At 53.9% G+C, this 12,811-nt stretch carries 10 protein-coding genes; 6 read left to right on the top strand and 4 right to left on the bottom strand.

Annotation, left to right across the window (positions count from 1 at the left end; genetic code table 11):
• The first annotated feature begins 42 nt into the window (after positions 1 to 42).
• The 5 genes from fdnG to exaC all read left to right on the top strand — a co-directional run bounded on the left by fdnG (position 43) and on the right by exaC (position 7,331).
• Positions 43 to 3,090, top strand: a complete 3,048-nt coding sequence (gene fdnG / locus IEV89_RS17990; protein ID WP_188474896.1) for a formate dehydrogenase-N subunit alpha — start codon at positions 43 to 45, stop codon at positions 3,088 to 3,090.
• 12 nt (positions 3,091 to 3,102) lie between these two features.
• Positions 3,103 to 4,020 carry a formate dehydrogenase subunit beta gene (fdxH, locus tag IEV89_RS17995; RefSeq protein WP_188474897.1) on the top strand — a complete coding sequence of 306 codons (918 nt, stop codon included), beginning with the start codon at positions 3,103 to 3,105 and terminating at the stop codon, positions 4,018 to 4,020.
• The gene (fdoI, locus tag IEV89_RS18000) at positions 4,017 to 4,670 is read left to right on the top strand and encodes a formate dehydrogenase cytochrome b556 subunit (protein ID WP_188474898.1); all 654 of its coding nucleotides are present in this window, start codon (positions 4,017 to 4,019) and stop codon (positions 4,668 to 4,670) included. Before fdxH ends, fdoI begins: the two co-directional genes overlap by 4 nt.
• Positions 4,667 to 5,581 carry a formate dehydrogenase accessory protein FdhE gene (gene fdhE, locus IEV89_RS18005; RefSeq protein WP_188474899.1) on the top strand — a complete coding sequence of 305 codons (915 nt, stop codon included), beginning with the start codon at positions 4,667 to 4,669 and terminating at the stop codon, positions 5,579 to 5,581. Before fdoI ends, fdhE begins: the two co-directional genes overlap by 4 nt.
• A gap of 211 nt (positions 5,582 to 5,792) precedes the next feature.
• Complete coding sequence (gene exaC / locus IEV89_RS18010; protein WP_188474900.1) at positions 5,793 to 7,331, top strand: acetaldehyde dehydrogenase ExaC; 1,539 nt, start codon at positions 5,793 to 5,795, stop codon at positions 7,329 to 7,331.
• A gap of 159 nt (positions 7,332 to 7,490) precedes the next feature.
• On the opposite strand, the gene IEV89_RS18015 is transcribed toward exaC, so the two are convergent.
• Positions 7,491 to 8,729, bottom strand: a complete 1,239-nt coding sequence (locus tag IEV89_RS18015) for an MFS transporter (protein WP_188474901.1) — start codon at positions 8,727 to 8,729, stop codon at positions 7,491 to 7,493.
• Between the two features lie 260 nt (positions 8,730 to 8,989).
• Here IEV89_RS18015 and IEV89_RS18020 point away from each other — a divergent pair, with 260 nt between their 5' ends.
• Positions 8,990 to 9,985 carry an acyltransferase gene (locus IEV89_RS18020; RefSeq protein WP_188474902.1) on the top strand — a complete coding sequence of 332 codons (996 nt, stop codon included), beginning with the start codon at positions 8,990 to 8,992 and terminating at the stop codon, positions 9,983 to 9,985.
• Here the strand turns inward: IEV89_RS18020 and IEV89_RS18025 are convergent.
• The 3 genes from IEV89_RS18025 to idnD all read right to left on the bottom strand — a co-directional run bounded on the left by IEV89_RS18025 (position 9,982) and on the right by idnD (position 12,730).
• On the bottom strand, positions 9,982 to 10,902 hold the full coding sequence (locus IEV89_RS18025; RefSeq protein ID WP_188474903.1) for a GlxA family transcriptional regulator: 921 nt from the start codon (positions 10,900 to 10,902) through the stop codon (positions 9,982 to 9,984). The genes IEV89_RS18020 and IEV89_RS18025 overlap by 4 nt on opposite strands.
• Positions 10,903 to 10,938: 36 nt before the next feature.
• Positions 10,939 to 11,493, bottom strand: a complete 555-nt coding sequence (locus IEV89_RS18030) for a cysteine hydrolase family protein (protein ID WP_188474904.1) — start codon at positions 11,491 to 11,493, stop codon at positions 10,939 to 10,941.
• A 205-nt stretch (positions 11,494 to 11,698) separates the two neighbouring features.
• Positions 11,699 to 12,730, bottom strand: a complete 1,032-nt coding sequence (gene idnD / locus IEV89_RS18035; protein WP_188474953.1) for an L-idonate 5-dehydrogenase — start codon at positions 12,728 to 12,730, stop codon at positions 11,699 to 11,701.
• Positions 12,731 to 12,811: the final 81 nt, after the last annotated feature.

Consider the following 12,811-nt stretch of genomic DNA (forward strand, 5'->3'; position numbering starts at 1 on the left):
TGTGAATATGATGTATTAATAAATGATAGGAAGGAGTCTTTCATGCAGGTCAGCAGAAGACAGTTATTTAAGATCTGCGCGGGCGGTATGGCAGGAACCACCGCGACACTACTCGGTTTTGCGCCGTCGCTGGCGCTGGCGGAAACCCGTCAATATAAGTTGCTCCGCTCGCGCGAAACCCGCAACAACTGTACCTATTGCTCGGTAGGCTGCGGAATTTTGATTTACAGTCAGGGCGACGGTGCTAAAAACGTCACAGAGAACATCTTCCATATAGAGGGTGACCCGGACCATCCGGTGAGTCGTGGCTCGTTGTGCCCGAAAGGTGCGGGTGTACTGGATTACATCCACAGCGAAGGTCGCCTGACTCATCCAGAATACCGTGCAGCAGGGTCTGATAAGTGGCAGCGCATCAGTTGGGATGAGGCGATTTCCCGAATTGCTCGCCTGATGAAAGATGACCGCGATGCCAACTTCGTTGAGAAAAATGACAACAACGTAACGGTCAACCGCTGGCTGACCACCGGCATGCTCTGCTCTTCTGCGGCCAGTAACGAAACCGGCCTGCTGGATCAGAAATTTACCCGCGCGCTCGGTATGGTCGCCATCGACTGCCAGGCGCGTCTGTGCCACGGCCCGACTGTTGCGGCGTTAGCGCCGAGTTTTGGTCGTGGTGCGATGACCAACAACTGGGCCGACATCAAAAATGCCAATGTGATTTTAATCATGGGCGGCAATGCGGCAGAAGCGCATCCGGTCGGATTCAAATGGGTGATTGAAGCAAAAACGCGGAATAACGCTAAAGTCATCGTGGTCGATCCGCGCTTTAACCGTAGCGCGGCCGTGGCCGACATTTACGCCCCCATCCGCGCGGGTTCTGATATCGTTTTCCTGCTGGGTATGATCAACTACCTGATCACTCAAGATAAAGTTCACCACGACTACGTCCGCGAATACACTAACGCCAGCCTGTTGGTGCGGGATGATTTCGCCTTCAACGACGGCCTGTTTACCGGTTTTGACGCGGTGAGAAAAACCTATAACAAAGAGAGTTGGCACTACCAACTGGATGAAAAGGGCTTCGCCAAAAGTGACAAAACCCTGCAGGACCCGCGCTGTGTCTGGAATCTGCTGAAACAGCACGTTTCCCGTTACACACCGGAGTTGGTTGAGCGTCTTTGCGGTACTTCGAAAGAAGATTTCCTGCTGATAAGTTCCATTCTGGCAGAAACCTGTGCGCGCGATAAAACCGCCACCATTCTCTACGCGCTGGGCTGGACGCACCACTCAAGCGGTGCGCAAACCATCCGCTGTGCAGCGATGATCCAATTGTTGCTCGGCAACGTCGGCATGCCGGGCGGCGGTGTCAACGCGCTGCGTGGGCACTCAAATATTCAGGGTTACACCGACCTTGGGTTACTGTCACTGAATCTGCCTGGGTATATGAGTTTACCGTCTGAAAAACAAACCCATCTCGCTGATTATCTGAAACAAACTACGCCAGCACCGCTGGTGGAAGGACAGGTTAACTTCTGGAAAAACACGCCGAATTTTTTCGTCAGTATGATGAAAAGTTTCTGGGGCGATCACGCCACGGCGGAAAATGACTGGGGCTACGACTGGCTACCCAAGTGGGACAAAAGCTACGACGTGATGCAACAGGCCGAGCTGATGACCGAAGGCAAAATGAATGGTTACATCGTGCAGGGCTTCAACCCGTTGGCGGCGTTCCCAGACAAAAATAAATCCTCGCGTGCTCTCGCCAAACTCAAGTACATGGTGGTGATCGATCCGCTGGTGACCGAGTCCTCCAACTTCTGGCAGAATCACGGCGAGATGAACGACATTCAGACCACCGACGTGCAGACTGAAGTATTCCGCCTGCCGTCGTCCTGTTTTGCCGAAGAGAATGGCTCGATTGTAAACTCCGCCCGCTGGCTGCAATGGCATTTCCAGGCAGCAGAGCCACCGGGTGAAGCGTTGCACGATGCTAAAATCATCGCCCGTCTATTTATGAAACTGCGCGAACTGTACCAGAAAGAAGGCGGTGCTAATCCGTTGCCGGTGCTGAATATGGCGTGGGATTATCACGACCCGCTTGACCCGTTGCCGGAAGAGATCGCCCGCGAAGCCAACGGCAAGGCGCTGGCGGATATTACCGATGACAAAGGTCATCTTCTGGCGAAAAAAGGTCAGCAGCTCTCTACGTTTGCCCACCTGAAAAACGATGGCAGCACCGCCAGCTTCTGCTGGATCTATACCGGCAGCTGGACCGAAGCCGGTAACCAGATGTCGCGCCGTGACAATGCGGACCCATCGGGTTTAGGTTGCACTTCCGGTTGGGCCTGGTCTTGGCCGCTCAATCGCCGCATTTTGTATAACCGCGCCTCGGTTGACCCGCAGGGCCAGCCGTGGGATCCAAAACGCGAAATCATTCGCTGGGACGGGCGTCAATGGGGTGGTTTTGATGTCCCCGATTACAGCAATGCTGAGCCGGGCAGCGGTGTCGGGCCGTTTATCATGCAGCCTGAAGGCATGGGACGCCTGTTCGCCGTGGACAAAATGGCCGACGGCCCGTTCCCGGAACACTACGAACCGATTGAAACACCGATCGGCACCAACCCGTTGCATCCGAACGTGATCTCCAACCCGGTGGCGCGCATCTTTGCCAGCGACTTGCCGAACATGGGCACAGCGGCAAACTTCCCGTACGTCGCCACCACCTATTCCATTACTGAGCTGTTCCGCCACTGGACTAAGCACGCGCTGCTTAACGCCATTACTCAGCCTGAGCAGTTTGTCGAGATTGGCGAAGCGCTGGCGAAGTCGAAGAATATTGTGGCGGGCGACAGTGTCAAAGTGTCGTCCAAACGCGGCTATATTCTGGCGAAAGCCGTGGTGACCAAGCGTATCAAAACCTTAACCATTGACGGAAAACCCGTCGACACCATCGGTATTCCCTGTCACTGGGGTTTTGAGGGTGAAACCCGCAAAGGCTTCCTGGCCAATACGCTGACGCCGTCGGTGGGTGACGCAAACTCGCAAACGCCGGAGTTCAAGGCGTTCCTGGTTAACCTGGAAAAGGCGTAACGGAGACGAATTATGGCAATGCAATCTCAGGACATACTTCGTAAGTCCGCAACGAATGGTTTTACTCCGGCTCCGCGTGTCCGCGACCATCAGCCGAAGGTGGCGAAGCTGATTGATGTCACCATCTGTATCGGCTGCAAAGGGTGTCAGGTGGCCTGTTCCGAATGGAATGACCTGCGTAACGACGTCGGCCACAACAGCGGCGTGTATGACAATCCTATGGATCTCAGCGCGAAATCCTGGACGGTGATGCGTTTCTCCGAAGTGGAAGAAAACGGCAAACTGGAATGGCTGATCCGCAAAGATGGCTGCATGCACTGCGCCGATCCGGGCTGTCTAAAAGCCTGCCCGGCAGAAGGCGCGATCATTCAATATGCCAACGGTATCGTCGATTTTCAGTCCGAACACTGTATCGGTTGTGGTTACTGCATCGCCGGTTGCCCGTTCAACGTGCCGCGTATCAACAAACAGGATAACCGTGCTTACAAATGCACACTGTGTGTCGATCGCGTGAGCGTCGGCCAGGAACCCGCCTGTGTCAAAACCTGCCCGACCGGTGCCATTCATTTCGGCACCAAAGACGCGATGAAGTCTCTGGCCGCTGAACGGGTTAGCGAACTGCAAGGACGTGGCTTCAAGCACGCCGGACTATACGATCCTCAGGGTGTCGGCGGGACGCACGTCATGTATGTGCTGCATCACGCCGATAAACCTGAGCTGTACCACGGTCTACCAAAAGACCCGACCATCAGCCCGGCCATTACTCTGTGGAAAGGCATCTGGAAACCGCTGGCAGCGATCGGCTTTGCCGCGACTTTTGCCGCCAGTGCATTCCACTTCCTCGGTGTAGGACCGAACTATGTGAAAGAGGAAGAGCATGTGAAAGAGGAAGAGGAAGAAAAACATGATGATGAGGAGATGCTCCCATGAAAAAAGAGAAGTTAATCCAGCGCTATAACCTGCCGGAACGCCTCAATCATTGGATCGTCGCTTTTTGCTTTGTGCCTCTTGCACTCAGCGGACTGGGGTTCGTCTTTCCGTCATTTAACGGGTTGCTGAACATTTTCGGTACGCCTCAGATGGCGCGCATTCTCCATCCGTTCTTCGGTGTGGTGATGTTCGTCTCTTTCCTTGGGATGTTTTTCCGCTACTGGAAACACAATCTACCGGAAAAAAACGATCTGGTATGGGCGAAAAATATTCACAAAGTGCTGACCAATCACGAAGTCGGCGATACCGGGCGCTATAACTTCGGCCAGAAATGCGTGTTCTGGGCCGCCATCAGTTGTCTGATGTTACTGATGGCGAGTGGTGTCGTGATCTGGCGTCCGTGGTTTGCCGGTTACTTCCCCATCCCGCTGATCCGTCTGGCGCTGGTGATGCATTCTGTCGCGGGTGTCGGATTGATTCTGGTCATCATCATGCATGCGTACGCCGCGACGTGGGCAAGAGGGTCGATTACCGCCATGACGGAAGGGAAAGTGCCGGGATCATGGGCGAAGTATCATCATCCACGCTGGTATCGTGAGGTGCTGGCGAAGCAGCAGAAAAAAGAAGAAGACGAGAGGAAAGCCGGATGAGTATCCAGATTGTCCCGCAGGATGAACTGTCCGACGGCAGAAAAACGGCGGAGAATATTCCGCCGCTGCTGTTCTCCAACCTCAAAACGCTCTACCAACGGCGCGCCGATCGTCTGCGCAAACTGGCAGAAGATAGCCCGTTGGGCGGGTATCTTGATTTTGCAGCATCGATTTGTGACGCGCAGCAGCAGGTGTTGGAGGTGTTTCCGCTGAATATCGATCTCAGTGAGGAATTGCAGCAAGCCGCTGGAAAACCGCCGCTCGATTGCGAACTTTTTCCGCGTACGCCACACTGGCTGAAATTGCTGGATGCGCTGATTGCGGCGCTCAAACCGGATGCCTCCGAACCGGTGCTGGGCGTGCTGGGACGTCTTGAGCATTCGCCTGGCCTGCAACGCGAAATGATGGCGACGCAACTGCTGAATCAGGATTTCAAACACGTTCCTGCCGATGAGGCGCCGTTTATCTGGGCTGCACTGTCGCTCTACTGGGCACAGATGGCGGCGCAGCTGCGAGCTGTCGGCCGCGCGGACTACGGGGAAAACCGCCAGTTTTGCCCGGTATGCGGCAGCATGCCGGTTTCCGGGGTGATCACGATGGGGACGATCAGCGGCCTGCGTTATCTCCATTGCAGTTTGTGCGAAACCGAGTGGCACGTAGTACGCGCCAAATGCAGCAATTGTGAAGAGATGCAAAACATCAACTACTGGTCGCTGGACAGCGAACGGGCAACAGTAAAAGCCGAAACCTGCGACGACTGCGGCTCTTACCTGAAAATCATTTATCAGGAACAAGATCCGCAAGCTGACGCGGTGGCCGATGATTTGGCAACGCTGCCTCTCGACCAGTTGATGGAAAAGAAAGACTTTTCCCGCAGCGGTATAAACCCTTTCCTGCTCCCCGCTCAGTAGCCGTAACTAACGAGCAGCCCGTGAGTAAAACCTCGCGTGGCTGCTTGCTTTATCCTGCCTAATCATTCCGTGCTCCTTCCTCTGAAAAGTTGTGAGGCGGCTCGAAGAGTTCTCTTTACATTCCGACGGTTATCTTTCCACGGCCTATTCTTTATGCAGTGCTCCGTTTTCTTTGTTCCCCTACGACCGATGCAGCATAAGGATCATTATCATGGCTTATGACAAAAACCCTCAGGCCGTTAAACCGGAAGAGTATGGTTTCCCACTAAAACTACAAAAACGCTACGATAACTTTATCGGCGGTGAATGGGTCGCGCCGGTGAAAGGACAATATTATTCTAATCTGACGCCGATCACTGGCGAAGCTTTGTGTGAAGTGGCGAGTTCCAGCAAGGAAGATGTTGAACTGGCATTGGACGCCGCGCATGGCGCAAAAGCCGCATGGGGCAAGCGCTCAGTGCAGGAGCGCGCCAGCATTTTGAACCGGGTTGCGGACCGTATGGAGCAGAATCTCGAGTTGTTGGCCAATGCTGAAACCTGGGACAACGGCAAACCTATCCGAGAAACCACCGGTGCCGATGTGCCGCTCGCCATCGACCATTTCCGCTATTTTGCCGCCTGTGTCCGTGCGCAGGAAGGTGGGATCAGCGAAATTGACAGTGAAACCGTGGCCTATCATTTCCATGAACCCTTGGGTGTGGTGGCGCAAATTATTCCGTGGAACTTTCCATTGCTGATGGCCTGCTGGAAAATGGCACCAGCACTGGCTGCCGGTAACTGTATTGTGCTCAAACCAGCCAAGCTCACGCCGCTATCCGTACTGCTGCTGATGGATCTGGTGAAAGATATCCTGCCACCGGGCGTGATCAACGTGGTGAACGGTGCGGGCGGTGAGATTGGTGAGTATCTTGCGACCTCAAAACGTATTGCCAAAGTGGCCTTTACCGGTTCGACCGAAGTCGGCCAGCAGATCGCCGGTTATGCGGCGCAGAACCTGATCCCGGCCACATTGGAGCTGGGGGGTAAATCCCCGAATATTTTCTTCGCCGACGTGATGGACAAAGAGGACTCCTTCTTCGACAAGGCGCTGGAAGGTTTCGCGCTGTTTGCCTTCAATCAGGGTGAAGTCTGCACCTGTCCGAGCCGTGCGCTGGTGCAAGAGTCGATTTACGAACGCTTTATGGAAAGGGCCATCAAACGTGTGGAAGCCATCAAAACCGGTAACCCGCTGGATGCTGAAACGCAGATGGGCGCGCAAGTCTCTGCCGGGCAGATGAAAACCATTCTGGATTACATTGAGATCGGTAAAAAAGAAGGTGCGCAGGTGCTGACGGGGGGCGCGAAGAAAAAGCTGGAAGGCGCACTCAACGAAGGTTACTACCTGCAACCCACTATCCTGCTGGGCAAAAATAACATGCGGGTATTCCAGGAGGAGATCTTCGGACCGGTACTGGCGGTGACAACCTTTAAAGACATGAAGGAAGCGCTGGAAATCGCCAATGACACACCGTACGGGCTGGGTGCAGGCGTCTGGAGCCGCGACGGTAACGTGGCCTATCACATGGGGCGTAACTTGCAGGCGGGCCGCGTATGGACCAACTGTTATCACGCCTATCCGGCGCATGCCGCGTTCGGGGGTTACAAACAGTCAGGAATTGGGCGGGAAACGCACAAGATGATGCTGGACCATTATCAGCAAACTAAGTGTTTATTGGTCAGTTACTCAGACAAACCTATGGGCCTTTTTTGAGTCTGCTGGCTATTTTCAGCTTGGGCAGTGCTCGCACTCCTCACGTACTTTAAGTACGCGTCCAGGTACTGCGCGCTGTCCGTACTGAAGCTGGCTATGCACTGAGCTAAATGATGAGCCAATAACGTCCTTGCCAGGATGTTATTGGCTTTTTCATTCTTAGGCCGCGTTATTCGGGGCGACGAACACCTGACGTCGGCGGATAAACACGGCGACCAGCGCCAGCCAGCACAGGCCGCTAATCAGGTTGAACAGATTAAACAACCCACTGCCGCCCCCGACGTAAGCCACTTTCGCCAGTTCGATACCTAAGGTGAATACCATCATGCTGATCATCCCCATCGCAGCAGAAACAGTGCCTTTACTCATACTGCTGGAGAACAGGGTTAAACGGTATAAACCGGCATTCGCCACGCCAATACCGAAGGCGTAGAAGCTCAGCCCGGCGGTCATCCACAGATAGGCATGGCCAGAGAGCAGGGTCGCTGCCGCAGCGATGATCAAGCCGATAATCATCGGTCCGGCACCCAATTTGATTAACTGCTCAACGCTGCGTTTACCGGTCAGTTTTGCCAGCGTCACGTTACCGACAATCAGCGCGCCGAAAATCGGCACCTGTAATAAGCCATATTCAAATGGAGGCAGACCTTCGCCACTGATTAAAATCACTGGCGACTGCGCGATCCATGCCAATAGCGGCAGGCTGGCAAAACCAATCGCCAGTGCGCCACACAGGAACTGACGATTTCCCAGCACCTCTTTATAATCATTCCACAGGCTTTTCATCGAGAAGGCTTCGCCAAGGCGTGAAGCGGTTTCTGGCATGGATTTCCACAATCCCCAGAAGGCAATCGCGGCCAGTACGGCGAACAGCACAAACATGGTTTCCCATGGCGCGAATTGTACCAGCGCCGCACCCGCTAACGGCCCGAGCAGCGGAGCGATCAGCGCCACGTTGGCCATCATTGCGGTGATTTTAATACACACCGACTCTTCGAAAGATTCCTGAATGGCTGCGTAACCCACCGCGCCAATAAAGCACAGGCTGATACCTTGCAGGAAGCGCATCACCATAAATTGTTCGATGCTTTGCACGAACAAAATCGCCAGACAGGTGATGATGAAAAAACCGACACCCGCCAGCATCACCGGTCGACGTCCGCGGCGGTCAGACAGCGGTCCCAGTAGCCATTGCAGGAACATACCGCCAGCTAAATAGGCGGTCATTGAGGTAGGCACCCACTCTTCGCCAGCGTTAAAACCCGCCACCACGGACAACATGCCGGGTTGAATCATATCGTTGCCGATATAAGTGGCGAATTCAAAAAGCACCAGGCACAGAGGAAACAGCAGAGCCCGACGGCCCAAAAGGGACGCAGTATTTGGAGAATTATGCATTGTTGTTACTTCACAGACGTAAGGCTAATGATTTGAAAAAAGAGAAAATCATTAGCAAAAAATAGGGACTGTCCGGGCGGGTAAGGCAAGCGGGGCAGTAATGGTGATCATTTTGCCGATTTATTGAACGTAACGCAATCAACCTTTGTGGCGTAAAGCATTTTCTGAGTTTGTGGTTTATAGCTTGTTAGCGACAGCAAAGCTGATTAACCTGCCGACAGCGCAGTAAAACCTCCGTCGGGAGAAGGAATAGGCCGTCAATGAGTCAAAAAATCAGTTGGATAGATAACCTGCGGGCCATTGCTTGCATGATGGTAGTGATGATCCACGCCAGCACGGCGCAGGTGGTAAATTTTCAGGCGATCCATGATGTTGAATGGACGGTAGCTAATCTGCTTAACTCCGCCTCACGGGTTAGTGTGCCGCTGTTTTTTATGATTTCCGGCTATCTATTTTTTGGCGAGAAAAGTGCGACCAAACGCCATTTTTTGCGCGTGGGATTATGTCTGCTGTTTTACAGCGTGATAATGCTGATGTATATCTACAGCCTGACTAATATCGGTTTTTGGCCTTCTCTGCAGAATATCCTGCAAAAGCCGGTGTTTTATCATCTTTGGTTCTTTTACGCGATTGTCGTGATCTACCTTCTCTCGCCATTCATCAGAGTGAAAGAGGTGGTGGGAAGTTATGCACTGGTGGCAGGGATTGTCCTCGGTGTGCTGGCGAACCCGCAGCTCCCCGTGCTGAACTGGCAGGGTTTTCACCTTCTTCCCTTGGATCTCTATATTAGCGGCGATACTTTCTATTACCTGCTCTATGCACTGATGGGGCGCGCCATTGGCATGATGAATACGCAAAAAACCGGCATCACTGCGGCGGCTATTGGCCTATTTATTCTCAGCACGCTGGGGATCGCCTGGGGAACACGCTATCAATCGTTGATAAACCAAAACTTTGCCGACACCTTCTACGTCTATTGCGGCCCGCTGGTGTTCGTTGCCGCTCTTTCTTTGTATGTTATCGTCAAAAATAGCTTATCCGGGCGCATATTGCCGGGATTAGCGCTGGTTTCCCGTCATTCTTTGCCAATCTACGGTTTTCACGCGATGATCGTTATCGGTCTGCGCGCTGCGCATATTGGTTTCCCTCAGTGGCCGCTGGTTAATATCGCTTTTCTCTTTACCTGCGGTCTTTTTGGCAGCCTGGGGTTGGCGATATTGCTGGGAAAAGTGGATACACGAAAGTGGGTGAGTTAACGCTCTTCCCATCTCTCCTGTGCCCGACGGAACTGCCTACCGGAAGAAAATCCTGCCGCCAGTGCGGCTTTCTCGATGCCCAGTCCCTGCTGTAGACGCTGGCTGGCGATGGCAATACGCAGTTGCTCATGATAGTCGCGCACGCTGATCCCCAGATGTTGTTTAAAAAGGCGGGTGAGGTGGCGGCTACTGATGTGGGATTTGGCGGCGACCTCTTCGACTTGCCATGTGGATTCCGGTTCAGCGGCCATCAGGTTTTGTGCGCGGTGTACGGCCGGATGCAGGTGGTTGCGGTAGCGCAGCCACGGCGACAGTTGTGGGTCATCACCTGCGCGGCGGAAATAGACTACCATCTCGCGGGCGACGTCCAGCGCGGCCTGCGCACCCAGATGGCGGGAAATAATGTGCAGTGCGAGATCGATACCCGCCGTGATCCCTGCGCTGGTTAGTACAAAACGGTCTTCGACAAAAATTCGGTTATCTTTCACTTGCGCGGTCGGTACCTGCTGGCGCAGACGGGCGATCACGTCATGGTGAGTGGTGCACTGGTAGCCATCGAGTAGACCCGCCTGACCGGCCAGCAGACTGCCGGAGCAGATACACACCAGCGTCAGATCGCCCCGTTCGATGGCGGCTTTTTGCTGCCTCAGCCAGTCGCGCGTGATCATGGCCACCGGGCTGACAAAGTTTTCTGCGGAGTGCTCAACGCCAGGCATGATCAGAATGCTGCCTTCCGGCAGGCTCGCGGGCAGTGGCTGTAAATGCGCCACCGTCAGCCCGGTGGACATCATCACTTCCGGCTGTGGGCCGATATAATGCAGCTGAAATTGTCCGGCTAGCCGTAGCGCTTCCGCCGGACCGGCCAGATCTAACGACATCACGCCCGGTAGCGCCACAAAATAGACATTTCGCTGCATATCGCCTCATTTCTTCGTCAGTACAAAAGCCTATCTTCACACAGCCTGGTCGAGTTCCGCCAGCACGCCGTCAACGTCAGTAATGGTCGCGAAGCGATCAGCCAGTACCAGTTCGGTATGACGCTTGATGGCCGTGGTAGAGAATATGCCGCCATCGGCGTGTGCCATCGGGAAAGTCATGGTTGCTTCGGTCACGAACGTCACTTTATAACCGATGTCCGACGCCACACGCGTTGTCGTTTCGCAGCACTGCTCGGTCCTTAGGCCCGCGATGATCAAATGCGTGATGCCTTCTTCGCGCAGCCATGTGTCCAGACCGGATTCCAGCAGTGCATTGTGCACGTGCTTGTGAACCGTTTTTTGCGGTGTATGGCTGAGGAAAGTCATCGGCGTTACCCATCCGGATTCCAGCGAAAACACACCTTCGGGATTGACGTGAAACACATCAACAATCGGGATATTGCGTGTCTGGCAGCCGTCAATCAGGCGGCTAAGCGCATGCTGAAATGCAGGGAGATCGTCTTCCTGCCAGAAAGGGCGATGCTCGAATGAGCGTTGAACGTCGATATTTAACAGGGCACTTTTAGTCATTTTCGGACTCCATCTTGTGAGAGTGAAGCCAGTTTGCACCTGAAATAATGCTGAGAAAATGCCAAAAACGGACAGGGTACTGACCGGGACGGACGACCTGCTTCTTTACGCTATCAGGTTGCATAAAAATGTCCTCGTGAAAGTTAATATCAGGAGGACATAATAAAATGAAGCCATGTTTTAATTTCGCGATTGACGTTGCAGGCTAGAACACCAACTGCACTTTCGATGCTTTGGATTTATCCAGTGCAAACTCCAGCGCTTCCACCAAATCCCCTTGTGGGAACTCGGCGGAGAGCAACGGCATCGGGTCGACGGTTTTATTGGCCAGCCACGCCACGGCGGTGTTGAATTCCTCAGTGAAGCGGAAGCTACCGACCCAGTTAATCTCTTTGGCAATCAGCATCATCAGGGGGAAATCATTCACTACCGGTCCCATACCGACCTGTACCAGCGTACCGCGCGCGCGCGTCACTTCCAGACAGCGACGGATGGATGAAGGGTGGCCGGAGGCATCGAAGGACACATCGAAAAAGCCTTTCTCCGTCTGATAGGCTGAGAAATCGCCCTGTGCGGCGTCCAGCGCTTGACTGGCACCGACCGCCAGTGCCAGCGTGCGGCAGCGCTCACTCGGGTCGGTCACGATGATTTCAGCTGCACCCTTAGCCTTAGCGGCCAGCACAATCAGGCAACCAATGGGGCCGACACCGGAAACAAACACAGTCTTACCCTGAATATCGCCGGCCTGATTGACGGCGTGGATCGCAACCGCCAGCGGCTCGGCGAATACCATCAGGCGGTCGCTGACCTTGCTATCAAAGGGAATACACTGGCTGCTCTCGACGATTTTATACTGTGTAAACGCCCCGTTAATGTGTGGAAAGTACATGGCGCTGCCGAAAAATTTCATCGTCGTACACTGGTTTTCATCGCCGGACAGGCAGTATTTGCAGGTTTTACAGGGTTTGCTGGGGTTCAGCGCCACTTTCTGACCGGGCTGCAAATGCGGGTTGTCGGATTTCTCCACCACGCCGACCACTTCATGGCCCAACACCATGGCTTCACGTACTTTAAAATCGCCGACCTGACCGTGCTCATAATAGTGCAAGTCCGAGCCGCAGATACCGCCACGGGTCACTTTGACCAGCGTTCCCTGTCCCTGGTAGTCAATCTTCTGATCGACCACTGAGACCTCTTTTTTACCGGTGACGATGCAGGATTGGGTGTCAATATTCATCATTTTCACTCTTTATTGGACGCCGTGACGACAGTATTTACGGCAGGATAGACACCAGTAAAGAGGGTTTCTTTGGGCATA

The organism is Hafnia psychrotolerans, assembly GCF_014639435.1.
Taxonomy (GTDB): domain Bacteria; phylum Pseudomonadota; class Gammaproteobacteria; order Enterobacterales; family Enterobacteriaceae; genus Ewingella; species Ewingella psychrotolerans.

Excerpts from the sequence above, each read along its gene's own strand:
- fdnG (WP_188474896.1), top strand. The coding sequence starts at position 43 with ATGCAGGTCAGCAGAAGACAGTTATTTAAGATCTGCGCGGGCGGTATG.
- fdoI (WP_188474898.1), top strand. The coding sequence starts at position 4,017 with ATGAAAAAAGAGAAGTTAATCCAGCGCTATAACCTGCCGGAACGCCTC.
- idnD (WP_188474953.1), bottom strand. The coding sequence starts at position 12,730 with ATGAATATTGACACCCAATCCTGCATCGTCACCGGTAAAAAAGAGGTC.
- exaC (WP_188474900.1), top strand. The coding sequence starts at position 5,793 with ATGGCTTATGACAAAAACCCTCAGGCCGTTAAACCGGAAGAGTATGGT.
- fdxH (WP_188474897.1), top strand. The coding sequence starts at position 3,103 with ATGGCAATGCAATCTCAGGACATACTTCGTAAGTCCGCAACGAATGGT.
- fdhE (WP_188474899.1), top strand. The coding sequence starts at position 4,667 with ATGAGTATCCAGATTGTCCCGCAGGATGAACTGTCCGACGGCAGAAAA.
- IEV89_RS18030 (WP_188474904.1), bottom strand. The coding sequence starts at position 11,493 with ATGACTAAAAGTGCCCTGTTAAATATCGACGTTCAACGCTCATTCGAG.
- IEV89_RS18020 (WP_188474902.1), top strand. The coding sequence starts at position 8,990 with ATGAGTCAAAAAATCAGTTGGATAGATAACCTGCGGGCCATTGCTTGC.
- IEV89_RS18015 (WP_188474901.1), bottom strand. The coding sequence starts at position 8,729 with ATGCATAATTCTCCAAATACTGCGTCCCTTTTGGGCCGTCGGGCTCTG.
- IEV89_RS18025 (WP_188474903.1), bottom strand. The coding sequence starts at position 10,902 with ATGCAGCGAAATGTCTATTTTGTGGCGCTACCGGGCGTGATGTCGTTA.